Annotated in this window: 17 protein-coding genes; 8 read left to right on the top strand and 9 right to left on the bottom strand. The window is 72.3% G+C overall.

Annotation, left to right across the window (positions count from 1 at the left end; all coding sequences use genetic code 11):
• Positions 1-30: 30 nt before the first annotated feature.
• The 3 genes from ACZ58V_RS33005 to ACZ58V_RS32995 form a co-directional block, all read right to left on the bottom strand.
• A complete protein-coding gene (locus tag ACZ58V_RS33005) occupies positions 31-894 on the bottom strand; it encodes a sulfurtransferase (RefSeq protein ID WP_471294679.1) in 864 nt (287 codons plus the stop codon).
• A complete protein-coding gene (locus tag ACZ58V_RS33000; RefSeq protein ID WP_471294678.1) occupies positions 891-1,622 on the bottom strand; it encodes an alpha/beta hydrolase in 732 nt (243 codons plus the stop codon). Before ACZ58V_RS33000 ends, ACZ58V_RS33005 begins: the two co-directional genes overlap by 4 nt.
• Before the next feature lie 195 nt (positions 1,623-1,817).
• Positions 1,818-1,979 (bottom strand): hypothetical protein, encoded by a 162-nt coding sequence (locus tag ACZ58V_RS32995; protein WP_184586773.1) that lies wholly within the window; start codon positions 1,977-1,979, stop codon positions 1,818-1,820.
• A gap of 96 nt (positions 1,980-2,075) precedes the next feature.
• Between ACZ58V_RS32995 and ACZ58V_RS32990 the strand changes: the two genes are divergently transcribed.
• Complete coding sequence (locus tag ACZ58V_RS32990; RefSeq protein WP_471294677.1) at positions 2,076-2,954, top strand: LysR family transcriptional regulator; 879 nt, start codon at positions 2,076-2,078, stop codon at positions 2,952-2,954.
• Between the two features lie 61 nt (positions 2,955-3,015).
• Positions 3,016-6,153 carry an ATP-binding protein gene (locus ACZ58V_RS32985; protein ID WP_468195841.1) on the top strand — a complete coding sequence of 1,046 codons (3,138 nt, stop codon included), beginning with the start codon at positions 3,016-3,018 and terminating at the stop codon, positions 6,151-6,153.
• Here ACZ58V_RS32985 and ACZ58V_RS32980 read toward each other — a convergent pair.
• Together ACZ58V_RS32980 and ACZ58V_RS32975 are read right to left on the bottom strand one after the other, a co-directional pair.
• Positions 6,134-6,925, bottom strand: coding sequence for an ABC transporter permease (locus ACZ58V_RS32980; RefSeq protein WP_468195839.1), 792 nt, complete (start codon positions 6,923-6,925; stop codon positions 6,134-6,136). The genes ACZ58V_RS32985 and ACZ58V_RS32980 overlap by 20 nt on opposite strands.
• A complete protein-coding gene (locus ACZ58V_RS32975; RefSeq protein WP_468195837.1) occupies positions 6,922-7,914 on the bottom strand; it encodes an ATP-binding cassette domain-containing protein in 993 nt (330 codons plus the stop codon). The genes ACZ58V_RS32980 and ACZ58V_RS32975 overlap by 4 nt, the downstream gene beginning before the upstream one ends.
• Before the next feature lie 192 nt (positions 7,915-8,106).
• Between ACZ58V_RS32975 and ACZ58V_RS32970 the strand changes: the two genes are divergently transcribed.
• A complete protein-coding gene (locus ACZ58V_RS32970; RefSeq protein WP_468195997.1) occupies positions 8,107-8,853 on the top strand; it encodes a TSUP family transporter in 747 nt (248 codons plus the stop codon).
• Positions 8,854-9,018: 165 nt separating this feature from the next.
• Here ACZ58V_RS32970 and ACZ58V_RS32965 read toward each other — a convergent pair whose 3' ends face one another.
• Together ACZ58V_RS32965 and ACZ58V_RS32960 are read right to left on the bottom strand one after the other, a co-directional pair.
• Complete coding sequence (locus ACZ58V_RS32965) at positions 9,019-10,236, bottom strand: MFS transporter (RefSeq protein WP_471294674.1); 1,218 nt, start codon at positions 10,234-10,236, stop codon at positions 9,019-9,021.
• A gap of 36 nt (positions 10,237-10,272) precedes the next feature.
• The gene (locus ACZ58V_RS32960; protein WP_471294671.1) at positions 10,273-11,235 is read right to left on the bottom strand and encodes an LLM class flavin-dependent oxidoreductase; all 963 of its coding nucleotides are present in this window, start codon (positions 11,233-11,235) and stop codon (positions 10,273-10,275) included.
• A 248-nt stretch (positions 11,236-11,483) separates the two neighbouring features.
• On the opposite strand from ACZ58V_RS32960, the gene ACZ58V_RS32955 reads away from it, so the two are divergent.
• The 5 genes from ACZ58V_RS32955 to ACZ58V_RS32935 all read left to right on the top strand — a co-directional run bounded on the left by ACZ58V_RS32955 (position 11,484) and on the right by ACZ58V_RS32935 (position 16,123).
• Complete coding sequence (locus ACZ58V_RS32955) at positions 11,484-11,852, top strand: PhlB family protein (RefSeq protein ID WP_471294668.1); 369 nt, start codon at positions 11,484-11,486, stop codon at positions 11,850-11,852.
• Positions 11,853-11,926: 74 nt separating this feature from the next.
• On the top strand, positions 11,927-13,099 hold the full coding sequence (locus ACZ58V_RS32950) for a CaiB/BaiF CoA transferase family protein (RefSeq protein ID WP_468195995.1): 1,173 nt from the start codon (positions 11,927-11,929) through the stop codon (positions 13,097-13,099).
• A gap of 39 nt (positions 13,100-13,138) precedes the next feature.
• Positions 13,139-14,314, top strand: a complete 1,176-nt coding sequence (locus tag ACZ58V_RS32945) for an acyl-CoA dehydrogenase family protein (RefSeq protein ID WP_471294665.1) — start codon at positions 13,139-13,141, stop codon at positions 14,312-14,314.
• A 26-nt stretch (positions 14,315-14,340) separates the two neighbouring features.
• Positions 14,341-15,123, top strand: coding sequence for an electron transfer flavoprotein subunit beta/FixA family protein (locus ACZ58V_RS32940; protein ID WP_471294662.1), 783 nt, complete (start codon positions 14,341-14,343; stop codon positions 15,121-15,123).
• Positions 15,124-15,157: 34 nt separating this feature from the next.
• Complete coding sequence (locus ACZ58V_RS32935; RefSeq protein ID WP_471294661.1) at positions 15,158-16,123, top strand: electron transfer flavoprotein subunit alpha/FixB family protein; 966 nt, start codon at positions 15,158-15,160, stop codon at positions 16,121-16,123.
• A gap of 78 nt (positions 16,124-16,201) precedes the next feature.
• Here the strand turns inward: ACZ58V_RS32935 and ACZ58V_RS32930 are convergent, their stop codons facing one another.
• Together ACZ58V_RS32930 and ACZ58V_RS32925 are read right to left on the bottom strand one after the other, a co-directional pair.
• Complete coding sequence (locus tag ACZ58V_RS32930; RefSeq protein ID WP_471294659.1) at positions 16,202-16,696, bottom strand: flavin reductase family protein; 495 nt, start codon at positions 16,694-16,696, stop codon at positions 16,202-16,204.
• Entirely contained in the window at positions 16,693-17,874 is a 1,182-nt protein-coding gene (locus tag ACZ58V_RS32925) for an acyl-CoA dehydrogenase family protein (protein ID WP_471294657.1), read from the bottom strand. The genes ACZ58V_RS32930 and ACZ58V_RS32925 overlap by 4 nt, the downstream gene beginning before the upstream one ends.
• Positions 17,875-18,037: the final 163 nt, after the last annotated feature.

Raw genomic sequence — 18,037 nt, 5'->3', positions numbered from 1 at the left:
CTCGGTCGGGGACGGGGGAGGAGGCGGGGGTCAGCCCGGCTGTTCTCCCTGTGCTGCGGGGCGTGCGGGGTCGGCGGACCAGGCGGACCAGGAGCCGGCGTAGAGGGCGGCCGGGATGCCGGCGTGGGCCAGGGCCGCGACGGTGTGGGCGGCCGTGACGCCGGAGCCGCAGTAGACGGCGACCTCGGTCGCGTCGTCGGCGCCCAGCGCCGTGAAGCGCAGCGCGAGGTCCTCGGCGGGACGGAAGGTGCCGTCCGCCGCCAGGTTGTCGCCGGTCGGGGCGGAGCGGGCACCGGGGATGTGTCCGGCACGCGGATCGACCGGCTCGACCTCTCCCCGGTACCGCTCCGCCGCCCGTGCGTCCAGCAGGACGCCGCCACGGGCGACTTCGGCCGCCGCGTCCGCGTCCAGGACGGGCAACCGCCCCGGGCTGAGCACGATGTCGCCGGGCGCGGGCGTCTCCGGTTCGCCGCTCGCCGTCGGGAGCCCCGCCGCTCGCCAGGCGTCCAGGGCCCCGTCCAGCAGGAGCACCTGCTCGACCCCGGCCCAGCGCAGCAGCCACCAGGCGCGGGCGGCGGCGGTGTTGCCGTTGTCGTCGTAGACCACCACCGGACGCCCGGCGGAGAGCCCCCAGCGGCGCGCCGCGGCCTGCAGCGACGCCGGGTCCGGCAGCGGATGCCGGCCACCGTCCGGCGTCGCGGGAGCGGCCAGCTCGGTGTCGAGGTCGACGTAGCGGGCGCCGGGGATGTGCTCCTTGAGGTAGTGCTCGCGGCCGTGCGGATCGCCGAGCCTCCACCGCACGTCGAGGACGACCGGGGCCGGATCACCGGTGCGCACGAGGAGGTCGAGTTCGGCGGCGCTGGTCAGCACGGGGAGGCTCTCGAACGCGGTCACGCGATGTCCTCGGCGACGGCGATGGGCGCCAGGTCGGAGGAGAGTCGCAGCCGCTCCAGGAAGAGCACGACGGTTGCGGCGGCGGTGCGGTGGGTGACGTCGTTGAGGGCGTCGTGCCGGGTCCCGAGCAGGCTCACCAGCTCAGCGCCCGGGAGCGCGCTGTAGACGCGACGGGCCTCTTCGAGGGGGCTGATGCCGTCTTCGGCGCCGTGCAGACCGAGCACCGGGAGGGAGATCCGGTCCGGCGCGGGCAGTTCCTGTCCCGCGGGCTCCTCCAGAGCACCCCGCCGGAAGGCGGTGTCGTCGGTCAGCCGGCCCCGGTGCGTGGGGCAGGCGGTGCGCTGCTCCAGTTCGCCTTCCCAGCCAGGCGCCGTGGTGCCCGCGTCGGTACCCATCGGCAGGCCGGCGAGGATCAGTGCGTCCAGGCCGGGGGTGTCGCGGGCGGCCAGCGTCGCGGCGTACGACGCGCCGGTGTCGGAGCCGACCAGCACCCGCGGACCGGGCAGCGTCTCGTCGCGCAGCAGCTTGGCCGCGGCGTCGATGACGGCCGCCGGGTCCAGGGAGGCGTCTCCCAGGGCCCGTACGCGGTACCCGTCGGCGGCGATACGGCGGCCGAACCGCTCGTAGACACCGCCGTGTTCACCTCGGCCGGGGAGCACGACGAGGGTGCCGCGCGGGGCGATTCCTTCGGGTTCGTCCCAGGAGTGGACAGGCTGAGAAGCGCTCATGGTGACTCGATTCATCGACAGCGGCGACGCCCGGGCAGGGCGTGGCGGTGCGGTGGGCGGGAGGGGAGAAGCGGCGCACGGCGGTACGGAGCCCCCACGGCGGTTGGGAGCCGGCACGGCGGTACGGAGACCGCGCGCAGTGCGCGGCATCGATCGAGCGGCGAAGCGGGGCGCGCTCGAAGGGGGCGAGAAGGGTCAGCGACAGCGCATGGCGCCGCTGCGGCCGAAGTCGACCACGCGCCGCTGCGTCAGCCAGGCGCCCGCGCCGCAGCGCGCCGCCGACCCGGTGGCCGACGGCCAGGGTCCGATGCGGTGGGCGCGCGGCCGGCGGGCCGTCACGAGGGCTGAACGCAGCATGCGCTCAGCATGCACGAGGCAAGAGACCGACGTCCAACGACGATTCGCCATCAAAACCGATCAGGATCCGTCATCGGTGGGTGTTAACCTGCGGCCATGCGGCCGGTTCTGGACATCGTGGCACTGCGCAGCCTCATCGCCGTCGCCGACTACGGCGGCTTCCACCGGGCTGCCGCGGAACTCGCGCTCAGCCAGTCCGCGGTCAGCCAGCACGTACGACGCCTGGAGAAGGCCCTCGGACATCCCGTCGTGGAACGCGACGGCCGCAAGACCCGGTTCACCGCCCTCGGCGCCCAACTGCTGGAAGAGTCCAGGCTGATACTCGGGGCGCACGACACCGCCGTCCAGCGCCTCCTGGGCGAGGAGGGGGCGACAGCCGCGACCGTCGTCATCGGCGCCACCGAACACGGCGCCGACCAGATCCTCCCGGCGCTCACCGACGCCGTCCGCGAGGTCCGGCCGGACGCCGAGGTGCGGGTGCGGATCGACCGTTCGGCGCGGCTGACCGAGGCGGTCGGACGCGGCGAGCTCGACCTCGCCGTCTACGTCACCGAAGCGACCACCACCGAGGGCACCTCCGTCGGAGACCTCCCACTGCGCTGGTACGCCGCCCCGGGCTGGCAGCCGCCCGCCACCGGGCAGCTGCCCCTGGTCGCCGTCAACGCGCCGTGCGTCATCCGCCGTCGCGCCCTCACCGAACTGGCCGCCTGTCGTATGCCGGCCACCGTGGTCGCCGAGGCCGGATACCTCGCCGGCGTCCTGGACGCGGCCCGTGCCGGACTCGGCGCCGCCCTGCTCGCCGTCCCCGGCGGGCAGCACCCCGACGGGCTCATCCCGTACCGGGGCCTCCCCGCGGTCCCCTCGGTCCGGCTCAGCGCCCTCGCCCGACGAGGCTCCGACCCCTCCCTGACCGGGGCCGCGGTCCAGGCCGTGCGCACCCTGCTCGCGTCCTGCGCGACGGACCGGGCGGCGTAGCGCGCCACCGGGCCGTCAAGGCCGCGAGTTCCGACGGCCGGGCCTTGGCTAGGCTGCACGGGTGACCACCGACCTGACCCTGCTGCCGCGTGTCGCCTACCGCGGACAGGAGGTCACCGCGCCCCGGCTCCGGGGCCTCCTCGCGCTGCTCGCGGGCGACTTGCGCACCGGCTGCAGCACCGACCGGCTCGTGTCGGGGCTGTGGCCGGACGCGTTGCCGGAGCGGCCGGGAAAGGCGGTGCAGGTCCTCGTGTCCAGGGCGCGGGCCCAGCTGGGCGCCGACGTCATCGCCAGCACACCGACCGGATACCGGCTCACCCTCGCCGAAGACCAGGTCGACAGTTCCGCCCTGCTGCGGCACGCTGCCACCGGCGCGGACCGGGCCAGGGCCGGAGACCACGCCGGATCGCTGGCGGCGGCCGAGGCCGGGCTCGCGCTCTGGGAAGGCACCCCTGTCGGCGCCGACGACACCGACGACCCCTTGGCCGCGCTGCGCACCGAGCGCGCCCCCGTCCGCAGCGCGCTCGTCCGCGCGCGGGCCCTCGCGCTCGCCCGCCTCGGACGGCACGCGGAAGCGGCCGGACCGCTGGCCGTGGCCGCCGCCGAGCATCCGCGCGACGAGGAAGTGCTCGCCGAACTGCTGCGCGGCGCGGCCGCGACGGCCGGCCCGTCCGCCGCGCTGACCCGGTACGAGGCCTACCGCCGCGAGCTGCGCGACGAGCTCGGCACGGATCCCGGCGCCGCGCTCCAGGCCGTACAGCGGGAGCTGCTGCGCGGCGAGGCGCCCTCGGTCAGACACGGCGTGCCGCACGAGCCGAACCCGCTCCTCGGCCGGGACGAGGACATCGCCGCGGTGGAGCGGCTGCTGCGCGCCTCCCGCGCCGTCACCGTCGTCGGCCCCGGCGGCCTCGGCAAGACCCGGCTCGCGCACGCCGTCAGCCGCCGGGCCGAGCAGCGCGTCGTGTACTTCGTGCCGCTCGCCGGTGTCACCGAGGACGCGGACGTGGCCGCCGAGGTGGCCTCCGCGCTCGGCGCGGGCGAGAGACGGTCCGGCCCTGGTACCAGCCACGACCCGGTGTCCGGCATCCTCGGCGTGCTCGGCCCCGGGCCCGCCCTGCTGGTGCTCGACAACTGCGAGCAGGTCATCGCCGGCGCCGCCGGCCTCGTACGTGCCCTGGTCTCGTCCTCGAAGGACCTGCGGGTGCTCGCCACCAGCCGGGCCCCGCTGGGCCTCACCTCGGAGGCGGTGTACGCGCTGCCGGAGCTCCAACTCACCACCTCCGTCGAGCTGTTCACCCAGCGAGCCAGGGCCGCCAGGTCCGGCGTCGAGCTGCCGCCGGACGCCGTGGCCGGGCTGTGCCGCCACCTCGACGGGCTGCCGCTCGCCGTGGAACTGGCCGCCGCGCGGGTCCGGGTGCTGTCGGTGCCGGAGATCGCCCGCCGCCTCGGCGACCGGTTCGCGCTGCTGCGCGGCGGGGCGCGGGACGTGCCGGAACGTCACCGCACCCTGCACGCCGTCGTGGACTGGAGCTGGAACCTTCTCGACGAGGAGGCCAGGGCGGCGCTGCGCCTGCTGTCCGTCTTCCCCGGCGGCTTCACCGGCGAGACGGCGGAACAGGTCCTGGGCGAGGACGAGGACGCGCTGTTCCTGCTGGAGCAGCTGGCCGACCAGTCGCTGCTCACCGTCGCCGACACCCCGGCCGGTGTGCGGTTCCGGATGCTGGAGACCGTACGGGAGTTCAGCGCCGCCCGGCGCACGGAGGCCGGCGAGGACGAGGAGGCCGTCGGCCGGTTCCTCGCCTGGGCGCGGGACTTCGGGGTCGCGCACCACGACTGGTTCTTCGGCTCGGGACCGCTGTCCGCCTGGGAGCGGATCAGGGCCGAGCAGGACAACCTCGTGCCGGCCCTGCGGCACGCCCTGGCCCGTACGGACGGCCCCACCATCGCCGCCCTCACCGCGGTCCTCACCGCCCTGTGGTCCACCGGCTCCAACTTCACCCGCCTCACCACCCTCGCCGCGGACACCGGCCCGCCCCTGTCGCACTACCACCCCGAGCCCGAGTACGTCGAAGTCGCCCGCGCCGCCGCGGTGTTGTCCACGACGACCCTGTTCATGGGCTACGGCCCGCACGTCGTACGCCAGCTCGTCACCCTCCGGCGGTTGCCCCCGGCCCCGCCGGACACCCTGGTGCGCGCCATCGCGATCGTGCTGGGCGCGGTCCCCGAGATGCTGCCGCCCGACTACGAGGTGCTGCGCAGGCTCTGCGACAGCGAGCAGCCGCTGCTCGCCGGTATCGCCGAGTGCGTCGCCACCTACGTCTGGGAGTACGAGCACGACATCGACCGCGCGCTCGCCTCGGCCCGCCGGATCGTCACCGCGCTGGGCCCGGTCGACAACCCGTTCCTGCAGGTCATGGGCCATGCTCGGCTGGGCGAACTGTGCCTGAGGACGGAGCAGGGCGAGGCGGCGTACGAGCATCTCAAGGCGGCGCTGGAGGCGCTGCCCCGGCTCGGTGACGAGCACGACTCCATCGGCGTACGCAGTGGCCTCGTCCTCGCCTGCCTGCACCGCGGCGACCCCGACGAGGCCGAGTACTGGCTGCGGCAGGCGGAGGGCCACAACGCCCCGCTGCAGGACGACTTCCACAGCCCCGGCCTCGGCGGGCGCGCCGAGATCGCGCTCGCACGCGGGCTGACGGAGGTCGGGCTCGGCCTGTGGCGCAGCGCCGTGGAGGGGATGGCCGAGGTCGGCCCGGTGGACGGCGGCGATCCCTTCCACGACCGGTGGGTGCTGCAGATCCAGTCGGCGGCGGTGACGGCGCACGCGCACGTCGGCCGTCTCGAGCTGGTCGCGGACGTGGTCGACCGGCTGCGGCAGGAGCTGCGGACCATGCTCGACGGTCCGGCAGGCTCGCCCATGGAGTTCCGGTACGGGACGGCGCTGCACGCCCTCGGCATGGCGGGGCTCGCCTCCGGCGACTCCTCGGCCGTACGGATGATCGCGCTGGCCGAACGGCTGCGGGTGCTGCGCGACTACCAGCCGACGATGTCGGCGGCCCGGGCCCGGCGGGCGGCCGAGAAAGCCGACAGGGCGGCCTACGCCGACGCGGTGTCGGAGTACGCCGCCCTGGAGCGGAACGAGTTGCGGGATGCGGCCCGCGCCGTCATGGCGGTTGCCGCTACTTCGGGTCGCGGTTGAACTGTGCCGTCGACCAGCGGTAGCCGAGCGCGCTCAGGCCGACGCACCAGGCGATGGCGATCCAGCCGTTGTTGCCGATCTCGGTACCGAGGAGCAGACCGCGCAGGGTTTCGATGGCGGGGGTGAAGGGCTGGTACTCGGCGATGGGCTGGAACCAGCCGGGCATGGTGTCGGCCGGGATGAAGGCGCTGGAGATGAGCGGGAGAAGGATCAGCGGCATGGCCATGTTGCTGGCCGCCTCGGGGTTCGGGCTGGCCATGCCCATGCCGACCGCGATCCAGGTGAGGGCGAGGGAGAACAGGGCGAGCAGTCCCACTGCCGCGATCCATTCCAGGAGCGTGGCGTCCGTGGAGCGGAAGCCGATGGCCACGGCGACGGCACCGACGAGGACCAGGCTGGCCATCACCTGCAGCACGCTGCCGACGACGTGCCCGATGAGCAGGGAGCCCCGGTAGATCGCCATCGTGCGGAAGCGGGCGATGAGCCCCTCGGTCATATCCATGGAGACGGCGATCGCGGCCCCGATCACGGTGCTGCCGATGGTCATCATCAGCAGGCCCGGGACGATGTAGGCGATGTAGTCGGAGCGGTCGGCGCCGCTGCCGCCGATGCCCGCGCTCATCACGTCGCCGAAGATGTAGACGAAGAGCAGGAGCAGCATGATCGGCGTGAGCAGCAGGTTCAGCGTCATCGAGGGATAGCGGCGGGCGTGCAGCAGGTTGCGGCGCAGCATCGTGGACGAGTCGCGGACGGCGAGGGCGAGGGAGCTCATCGGACGTTCTCCTTGGACTGGCTGGGCTGACGGGGGACGTTGGTGGTGCCGGTGGTGGTGCTGGTCAGGGCGAAGAACACGTCGTCGAGGTCGGGGGTGTGCACGGTCAGCTCGTCCGCCTCGACGCCGGCCGTGTCGAGCCAGTCGAGGATGGAGCGCAGCTCGCGCTGGCTGCCGTCGCTCGGGATCTGCAGCGCCAGTGCCTCGTCGTCACGGGTGACCTCGCGCAGCGCGGAGGCGGCCGACCGGTAGGCGTCCGGGTCGGTGAAGCGCAGCCGCACATGCCCGCCGGGGATGAGCCGCTTGAGTTCCTCGGCGCTGCCCTCGGCGGCGATCGTGCCGTCGTGCAACACCGCGATGCGGTCGGCGAGTTCGTCGGCCTCTTCCAGGTACTGCGTGGTGAGGAAGACGGTCGCCCCGTCGGAGACCAACTCGCGGATGATGCCCCACATGTTGTGACGGGAGCGGGGGTCGAGGCCGGTGGTGGGCTCGTCGAGGAAGATGATCCGCGGATTGCCGACCAGGGTCATGGCGAGGTCGAGGCGCCGCTTCATGCCGCCGGAGTAGGTGGAGGCGGGCTTCTTCGCGGCGTCGGAGAGGTCGAAGCGTTCCAGCAGCTCGGCGGCCACCCGCCGCCCCTCCGGCCTGGGCAGGTGGTGCAGGTCCGCCATGAGGAGCATGTTCTCCTCGCCGGTGATCAGCCCGTCGACGGCGGAGAACTGCCCGGTGACACCGATCGCGGCCCGCACGGCCTGCGGGTCGGTGGCGAGATCGTGGCCGCCGACGTGCAGCTCGCCCGCGTCGGCGGTGATGAGGGTGGAAAGGATCTTGACGGCGGTGGTCTTGCCGGCGCCGTTCGGCCCGAGCAGGGAGAAGACCGTGCCGGCCGGCACCGCCAGATCGATGCCGTCGAGGACCGTCTTGTCCCCGTAGGCCTTGCGCAGCCCCTTGGCCGCGATGGCGAGTGAGTGCGAAGTCGTTGTCGTCATGCCGCAGAGCTTGCGGCAGGGCGCATTCAGCGCGGTTTCACGACGGTTTCAGCGCCCTGGAACCGGGCGGCGGAGCGAGGTCGCGATCTACGCTGTCGCCGGAAGGCCGGCGGGACAGACCGGCACGGGCTGAGGGCGGCGCGGGGGCATCGGGTGGAGTGGGAACTGGGGGCGGCCGGCCTCGCGGTCGGGATGCTGATAGCCGTGGTGACCGCGCCGGTCGGCGTCTCCGGGGCGGTGTTCCTGCTTCCGGTGCAGCTCAGCGTCTTCGCCGTGCCCAACCCGGCCGTCACGCCCACGAATCTGCTCTACAACGTGGTGGCGGGCCCCGGCGCCCTGCTGCGCTACCGACGCGACGGCGCCCTGGCGGGACCGCTCGTCCGCCGCCTGGTGCTGGGCACCCTGCCCGGTGTCGTCCTCGGAGCGGTCATCCGCGTGTTCGCTCTTCCGGGCCCGAGCGTCTTCCGCCTCCTGGTCGCCGCGCTGATGCTGCCGCTCGGCAGCTGGCTCATCGCCCGGACCCTGCGCCCCGCACCCCCGGAGATCCGGCGCCCCGAGCCCACGCCCCGGACGGTCACCTGCCTGGCCCTCGTGGTCGGCGTCGTGGGCGGCATCTACGGCATCGGCGGCGGCTCGATCCTCGGCCCCGTCCTGGTCGGGCGCGGCGTCCCGGTCGCCAAGGTCGCCCCGGCCGCGCTCGCCTCCACCTTCGCCACCTCGGTGATCGGCGCCGCCACCTACGCCCTGCTCTCGCTGGCCCACAGCGGCAGCATCGCCCCGGACTGGTTCCTCGGCCTGTCCTGCGGCCTCGGCGGTCTCCTCGGCGGCTACCTCGGAGCCCGCCTCCAGCCGCGCCTGCCCGAGCCCCTCCTCCGCCTCGTCCTCGGCACCTTGGCGACGACGCTCGGCGCCCTGTACGCGGTCGACGCGCTGCGCTGACCGCGCAACACGGAACGGCACCGAGGGAATCGGCCAGAGGCCGGCCCGCCACCGGTCGTGGAAGGTGTTGCCGTCCCACAGCGCCTCGACGGTAGCCACCCGGCCCGGGAGCGGCGTGGCACGGGCTGTGAGTGAATGCTGCCTTGACCCTCTGCCCTCACACCCTCACGGCCGTGTTACCGACTCGGTGGCCGGTGAGGCCGTCGCGGAGCGCTTGCCGACGGCGGGAGCGAGGATGATCGCCACGGCGGTGAAGGCGAGGACGACGATCATGGCGACGCGAAGCCCGTAGTGCTCGCCGAGGAAACCGAGACACGGGGGCCCGACGAGGAACGCGACGTAGCCGATCATCGCCACCAGGCTGACACGCGCGGCCGAGTCGGGCCCTGAGTCACCTGCCGCCGAGAGAGTGACAGGGAAACCGAGCGAGGCACCCAGGCCCCAGAGGAGAACGGCGGCCCCCGCGAGGACCGCCGAGTCGGCGAAGACGACGACGGCGATTCCCAGAGTCGCGCAGACGGCGCTGGCCCGGACGACGGGGGCGCGGCCGAGCCGGTCGATGAGGAGTCCGCCGCCGAAACGGCCGATGGTCATGGCGGCGGCGAAGCCCGTGTAAACGGCGGATCCCAGGGCGGGGTCCATGCCGTGGCCGTCGACCATGAGCAGGGGCAGCCAGTCGTTGGCGGAGCCCTCGGCCAGTGCCATGGCCAGGATGACGCCGCCGATCAGCAGCAGCCGCGGGTCCTTCCAGACCTTCACCTCGGCCGGCGCGGCGGCGGGGTCAGGCCGCGAGCCGCCGTCGTCCCGGGTCTTGCCGACCGCGTGGGGGATGGCTCGGAAGGCATGGGCGAACATGACCGCTGTGACGGCGGCCATGCCGGTCAGGTGCCACTGCACGGGCCAGGAAACAGCCGTGCACAGAATGCCGAACGCGGCCCCCACGACGGTGCCCAGGCTGAAGAACCCATGGAGCGTGGGCAGTACCGTCCGGCCCGTGATCCGCTCGACGTCCGCGCCGTCGATGTTGATCGCCACCTCCCCACCGCCCATACCGGCCCCGAGGAGGAACAGTCCGGCGGTGGTCGCGGGGGCGGAGGAGAGCATCGTCCCGCCGCCGATGACGGCCATGCTGAGGATGACCAGCAGTGTCGCGACGCCCATGACGGGCCGGGTGCCGAATCTGGCCACGAGCGTTCCGGAACTGAGAATGCCGATCATCGAGCCGACCGACAGCCCGAACAGGACGATGCCCATCTGAGCCGTCGAGACGCCGAGTTGGTCCCGGATGTCGGGTGTCCGCGTCACCCAGGAGGAGATCGACAGGCCGGGTATGAGGAAGAAGAGGAACAGCGCCGCTCGGCGGCGGCGTGTGGCCAGGTCCATCAGGAGCTTGCTCTTTCATGTGTGTTAGGGGACTGCTCACAGGATCGCCGCGAGCGAATCCAGTGACGCCAGACAGTCATCGCCCACGGGGGTGAGGACGGCGCTGGTGACGCCCGCCTCGAACAACTCCGACACCCTGGACCGGGCCTGCCCCGGCGTGCCTGCCACGGCGAGTTGCCCCACCCAATCGTCCGGCAGGGCGCGGGCGAAGTCCTGCGGACTGTCGCAGCGGGAGCGCAGGGCGACGAGTTCGTCGTAGAAGGGGAGCGGGGCGATGTGGGGCCGCCAGTCCGGTTCTCCCACCACTTCGAGGGCGGGGCGGACCGCTGTCAGCGCGACGGCGGGGTCATCGTCGATCGCCGCGACGTTGTAGGCGACCAGACGGTGCGGGCGGTTCGGGGCGATGTGCTTGAGGGCCTCTCGCACATAGGCGGGGGTGACCGGTTCCGCGAGGACAGTGCCGTCGGCCACGTCACCGGACACGGCAAGGGACTTGGGACCGCGCACGCCGGCCAGGACGATGGGGGCCGCCGCCGGTGTCGCGGTCTCGTGCAGTCGCACCCCGTCGACGCGGACGTACTGCCCGTCGTGGTGAACGGGTTCGCCGCTCAGCACTGACTTCAGGACGGTGATGTACTCGCCCAGGAGCGTGAGAGGGCTCTTCGGCCACGCCCCGACGCTGCGCATCCACGAGGGCATGCCGTGGCCGACGGCGATGTCCACGCGACCGGGATGCAGTTGGACGAGACTCGCGATCTCCATCGCGGCGAAGGCGACGTTGCGGGCGGCGGCCGGCAGCAGTCCGACGCCGACGCGGATCCGCGTCGTGGCGGCGAGGACGGTGGCCGCCTGCACCAGCCCACCCCGGTAGCCGAGATCCTCCACCACCCACAGCTCGTCGAAGCCGTGTTCCTCCGCCCGCCGGGCGAACGTGATGATGTCCCGCGCCCGAATGTCGCGGGGCAAGAGGGCGCCGATCGCGCCGTCCCGTTTCGCCATGGTGATCTCATCCTCCGCAGGTTCAGGTGATCATCGTCCAGCGGCCGACCGGGGGACATGCCGGATGTCCGATCGTAGTCATGACTGGATCCGGGCAACCCGCTCCGACCTCAGAGAACGGATCGCTTTCCGCGCACAAAGATGCGCCAGGTCATCGTTGACCGGTGCTTCGGAGCCGGGCCAGGGTGAAAGGGACATCGGATTCCGGTCACCTTTTCCGGTCACCGAATTGCGTGCAGGAGGCCGCGATGCTCCAGACAGAGACCCGGGAAGACACCGAGCTCGGGAAAGTCCTCTTCTTCCAGCGCTGCCTCTGGTGCGGCACTCCGGCCTACCGGCGCTCGTACTGCCGTGCGTGCGGGGCCGTGGCCTTCGGCCGGGAACGCAGCGCGGGTGCCGGAGTCGTGGTCCGCCGTAACGGTCAGGTCCAGCAGAACACGTGGTTCGTCGCGATGGACGAGGGCTTCAACCTGCTCTGCCAGGTCACCGGAACGGCACCGGTCGTCGTGGCGGTGGGCGCCCGGGTGACGGTCGTACGGGCCGTCGCTCCCCACGGCCAGGGCCTTCCCGTGGTCGAACTCATCCACCCGGAAACGCCCTTGGGGCAGTGGTGGTGACCGGACACGGCCCCCGCGGAGCCGCGGACGAGCGGGACGATCAGAGAGGAGGGTGCGTGAGCACCCAGGACAACATGCCGGACGGACGGGGCGCACTGGGTGGTGTGCGCATCGCTGACTTCTCCCGCGTTCTCGCGGGACCCTACGCCACCATGCTCCTCGCCGACCTGGGCGCCGACGTGGTCAAGATCGAGCGGCCGGGCGTCGGGGACGACACCCGGGCCTGGCGGCCTCCGGCGGACCACGAGGGTACGTCGACCTATTACCTGAGCGTGAACCGGAACAAGCGGTCGGTCGTCCTGGACCTGGCGACGGACGCCGGCCGCGAACAGGCGCGGGCCCTGGTCGCCGAGTGCGACGTGGTCGTGGAGAACTTCCGGCCCGGCACGATGGAGCGGCTGGGCCTCGGCCACGAGGAGCTGCGTGCGCGGCACCCGGAGCTGATCTACTGCTCGATCAGCGGCTTCGGCAGCGGTGCGGGCGCCGCGATCCCCGGATACGACCTGCTCGTGCAGGCCGCCGGAGGCCTGATGAGCGTGACCGGGGAGGCACACGGGGAGCCGGTGAAGGCAGGTGTGGCCCTCGTGGACGTGATCACCGGGCTGCACGCCTCACTCGGCATCCTCGCCGCCCTCCGGCACCGGGACGCCACCGGCGAGGGGCAGCTCGTGGAGGTGAACCTGCTGAGTTCCCTTCTCTCGGCCATGGTCAACCAGGCCTCGGCGTTCGCCGTCGCCGGTGTGGTCCCGGGCCGCATGGGCAACGCGCACCCGAGCATCGCCCCGTACGAGACCTTTCCCACCGCAGACCGTCCGCTCGCCCTCGCGGTGGGCAACGACAAGCAGTTCGTGGTACTCGCCGAGATCGTCGGGGAGCCCGGTCTCGCTCTCGACGACCGATTCCGCACCAACGCCGACCGGGTCGCCCACCGAACCGAACTCGCGGAGATCCTGACCCGGCTGCTGAGCACCGACGGCGCGGACCACTGGTCGGCGGTCCTGCTGGCCGCCGGAGTACCGGCCGGCCCGGTCAACAACCTGGACGAGGCGTTCACCTTCGCCCACGAACTCGGCCTGCCCGGCGTCATCGACCTCCCCGCTGCGGCTGTCGACGCCGAAGGAGGCAGGCCCTCCCGTCAGGTCGCCCACCCCCTCGCGCTGAGCGCGACGCCCGCGCGGTACCTGCTGCCCCCGCCTCTGCTGGGACAGCACACCGACGAGATCCTCCGCGGCATCTCCGGCCGCTGACCCATCCCTCGACACCCCATCGTTCCCAAGGAGCCCACCATGAGCCGCAAGCCGATGAAGGACCCCCTCGACCTGCTCGACATCACCTCCGTCCTCTCCGACGAGGAACGTGAGATCCAGTCCACTGTCGCCAGGTTCCTCGCCGACCGGGTGCGCCCGCACATCGGCGAGTGGTTCGAGAACGCGCACTTCGCCCGCGAACTCGCGCCCGAACTGGGCAAGTTGGGCGTACTCGGTATGCACCTCGAAGGGTACGGCTGCGCCGGGACGAACGCCGTCAGCTACGGCCTGGCCTGCCTGGAGCTGGAGGCGGCCGACTCCGGCTTCCGCAGCTTCGTCTCCGTGCAGGGCTCGCTGTCGATGTTCTCCATCTGGAAGTGGGGTTCGCAGGAGCAGAAGCAGGAGTGGCTTCCCCGGCTGGCCGCCGGTGAGGCGATCGGCTGCTTCGGGCTCACCGAGCCCGACTTCGGCAGCAACCCGTCCGGCATGCGCACCCGGGCCGTCCGCGACGGTGACGACTGGGTCCTGAACGGCTCCAAGATGTGGATCACCAACGGCGGCATCGCCGACGTGGCCACCGTCTGGGCGCAGACCGAGGACGGCATCCGCGGCTTCCTCGTGCCGCGCGGCACCCCCGGCTTCACCACGCAGGACATCAAGCAGAAGATGTCGCTGCGCGCCTCGATCACCTCGGAGCTGTACTTCGACAACGTACGGCTGCCCGACTCCGCGCGGCTGCCGCTCGCGGAGGGCCTGCGCGGACCGCTGTCCTGCCTCAACGAGGCCCGCTTCGGCATCCTGTTCGGCGCGGTCGGCGCGGCCCGCGACTCGATCCAGGCGGCCATCGACTACGCCGGCTCCCGGGTGCAGTTCGACAAGCCGATCAGCGCCTTCCAGCTCACCCAGAGGAAGCTCGCCGACATGAGCGTGTCCGTGGGCAACGCCGCGCTGCTCGCCCTGCACCTGGGCCGGCTCAAGGACCAGGGCCGCATCCGGCCGGAGCAGATCAGCGTCGGCAAGCTCAACAACGTCCGGGAAGCCATCGCCATCGCGCGGGAGTGCCGCACGATCCTCGGCGCCAACGGCATCTCCCTGGAGTACTCGCCGCTGCGCCACGCCAACAACCTCGAGTCGGTCCGCACGTATGAGGGCACTGACGAGATGCACACGCTCGTCGTCGGCCAGGCGATCACCGGTTATCCGGCGTTCCGCTGACCACCCGGAACCGGAGGAGGACGAACGTGAACATCGTCGTCATGGTCAAGCAGGTCCCGGACACCAGCGCGGAGCGCACCCTCGCCGGGGCGGACCACACCCTTGACCGCGAGAGCGTCGATCTCGTACTGGACGAGATCGACGAGCACGCGGCGGAGGAGGCCTTGACGCTCAAGGAGGCCGTGGGAGCCGAGGTGACCGTCGTGTCCATGGGACCCGACGCGGCGCTCGACGCGATCCGCAAGGTTCTGGCGATGGGCGCCGACCGTGGAATCCACCTCTGCGACGACAGGCTCCGGGGCGCCGACGTGGTGACCACGGCGCGAGTGCTGGCAGCGGCCGTGCGGACGGTGGGGGACGTCGGCCTGGTGCTCGCGGGCAACGCGACGACCGACGGGCAGGCGAGCGCTGTACCCGCCATGGTCGCGGACCTGCTCGGACTGCCGCAGCTGACGCACGCCCGGGAGCTGAACGTGGACGCGGGGCGGGTGCGCGCCGAGCGCGAGACCGAGCACGGCGAGACGACGCTCGACGCACCGCTGCCCGCGCTGGTCAGTGTCACCGAGAAGATCAACGAACCCAGGTACCCCTCCTTCAAGGGGATCATGGCCGCCAAGAAGAAGCCGGTGGAGACCGTCGGTCTCGACGACCTGTTCCCCGACGCGGAAGGCGCCGGATTCCTCACCACCCGCACCCGTGTGGTGGACGCCGTCCCGCGTCCGGTGCGGGTGGCCGGCACGCGCGTCACGGACGACGGCTCGGCCGGCCGGCAGCTCGTCGAATACCTGATCACCCAGAAGCTCCTCTGAACGCCCCGCAAGCCCGACCATGAAGCAGGCACCCATGCCCGATGTCCTTGTCCTCGTCGACCACGACGGGGAACGTGTTCACAAGTCCACGTACGAACTCCTCACCGCCGCACGGAGGCTGGGCGAACCGGCAGCCGTCGTGGTCGGACCTCCCGGCACCGCGGCCCGCCTGGCGGCGTCCCTCGCCCGCCACGGCGCCAGGAGCGTCTACGCGGCCGAATCCGCCGAGGCGGACGAGTTCCTCGCCACGCCGGCCGTCGACGCCCTGGAACTCGCGGTCGGGGAGGCTGCCCCCGCCGCCGTTCTGGTCTCCGCGACGACGGACGGCAGGGAGGTGGCCGGGCGTCTGGCCGCGCGGCTGGACGCCGGGCTGCTGATCGACGCGGTCGACGTGGACTCGTCCGGCGTGGTCACCCAGGTCGTCTTCGGCGGGTCGTACACCGTGCGCTCACAGGTCACCCACGGCATGCCGGTGATAACGGTGCGGCCGGGCTCGTTCGAGGCGGAGGAGTGTCCGGTGCGGGCGGAGGAGAAGAAGCTCGCCCTGCCGCCGGTCGCCGCTGCGGCCTGCGCACGCATCACCTCCCGTCGCGGCGCGATCGCAGGTGACCGTCCCGAACTCACCGAGGCGACCGTTGTCGTCTCCGGCGGACGCGGGGTCGGAGGAGCGGAAGGCTTCCAGGTGGTGGAGGAGCTGGCCGACGCCCTGGGAGGCGCGGTGGGCGCCTCACGCGCCGCGGTGGACGCCGGCTACTACCCGCACCGGTTCCAGGTGGGACAGACCGGCAAGTCCGTCTCGCCCCAGCTGTACATCGCCCTGGGCATCTCGGGAGCCATCCAGCACCTGGCCGGGATGCAGACCTCCAGGACGATCGTCGCGGTCAACAAGGACCCCGAGGCGCCGATCCTCGCCCTCGCCGACTACGGCGTGGTGGGCGACCTGTTCGCCGTGGCTCCCGAGCTGACCCGGGGAGTGGCCGCCCGCCGCACGGACGGTTGAGAGACGTACCACGCCGAGCGCTCCCGCCCCCCGTCACACGCACGGGAGGCGGGAGCGCTCGCGTCGGCTGTCCGTCCGTCAGACGGCCAGACGCCGGAACCGGCTGCCGTGGAACACCAGCGGCTCCCGGTCGGGTTCGGCCGTCAGGCCGTGAATCTCCAGTAGCACGATCGTGTGGTCGCCCCCGGGGAACTCGGCGTAGACCGAGCAGTCCAGCCAGAGACCGGCGCCGCGGATGTACACGCTGCCGCCCTCGGACGCCTCCCAGTCGACGTCTGCGAACCGGTCACCACCCTTGCCCGCGAGCGAACGGCAGACCCGACCCTGCTCCTCCGCCAGCACGCTCAGGCCCAGGCGGCTCCGCATCCTCAGCTTCGGCCAGGTCGACGAGGTGTCCTGGACACAGACCGACACCAGCGGCGGCCGAAGAGAGACCGGGGTGAACGTACTGGCGGCCATGCCCACCGGCCCGCCCGAATCCAGGGCGCACAGGGCTGTCACCCCGGAAGGAAAGCAGCCGAACGCCTGGCGCAGCACGGCGGGGTCCGTCGGTGTCGTCGAAAGGGCGCTCATCGGACGTCCTCCCGGCCCGAGAGAACCGCGCCCAGGCGGCGCAGTGAGCCGTTGTTGCCCGCGACGTGCTGGGAGACGCAGCGGACGTCGCGCCAGCGGCGCTGCAGGGGATGGGAGCTGTAGAGTCCCGAGCTGCCCGACAGGGTCATGAGTTCGTTGAGGACGCGGATGCCCTCGTGGTGGATGTGCTGGTGGCCGCCGGTGTAGCCGAACCATTCGCGCGCGGTGGGCTCCTCGCCCGCGAGCGCGCGGTCCATGACGACGCGGCCGGTCTGCTCCAGCAGGGCGTTCAGTGCCGCCGTGCGAAGGTGCAGCTCGGCGAACTTCTCCTGGAACACCGGGTCCTCCCCGATGACGAGTCTGGGATCGAACGCCGGCCGCTTGGTGACGGCGAGTTCGGCCAGATCGTCCAGCGCGCCCTCCAGACAGCCGATGACGACGGCGTCGTGCGACGAGCCGGTGGCGGAGTACGGCAAGCCGTAGAAGGGAGCGGGGATGTTGTTGCCGCCCACCAGCGGTCCCGTGAAGCACTCGGGCACGAAGACGTCGTCCATCGTGAAGTCCGTGCTCTGAGTGGCGCGCAGACCCACGGCGTCCCACGTGTCGAGGAACGTGGCCTGTTCCGGGCGGAAAAGCGCGACGCGCGTGTCCGGGCGGCCGTCCGGGAGCGGGGGCGCACCCTCGACCACGAAGCCCGCGAGCATCCAGTCCGGGGTGAACGAACCACTGGCCAGCGGCCAGCGGCCACTGAGGCGGTAGCCTCCCGCGACCCTGGCCGCTCTGCCCTTGGGTGCTATCGCCCCACGGAGCATCAGGTCGGCGCCGTCGCCGAACACCTCGTTCGCGAGCGTCCCGTGGGGCAGCGAACGCACGAAGTACCAGGCCATCGAAGCAGCCTGAACGGTCCAGCCGGTGGACCCGTCGGCCCGCGAGATCTCCCGGACCACCCGAGCGCTCTCCACCAGGCCCAGCTGCTCGCCGCCCCATGTCCTGGGCAGGCTCATCCGGAACACACCGGCTTCGCGCAGGGCGGCGATGAGGTCCGCCGGGACGGCCCGGGCGGCCTCGGCCTCGGCGGAACGTGCCGCGATCTCGGGCAGGTGCGCCCGGACGCGGTCGAGCACGCGGCAAGGGGCTGCCTGGTCGGGTGATGCGGTGGACTCAAGCAATGTCGACATGAAGGATCCTTGGATACGGCGGTCATGGGAAGCCGGACGGGACACCGGCCGAGGTGCCCCGGGGCCACTGCTCGCATGATGTGGGGCGCGGCGCAGGCCTGCTTGTGTCCGGGAGCACCGGATGTTTGTGTGGCTGAGAACACTTCCCGCGAGCCGGTTGAAA

Source organism: Streptomyces sp. NPDC040589 (assembly GCF_055594445.1).
The sequence above is the reverse complement of the archived record's forward strand: the minus strand, read 5'-3'. Positions and strand labels throughout refer to the sequence as shown.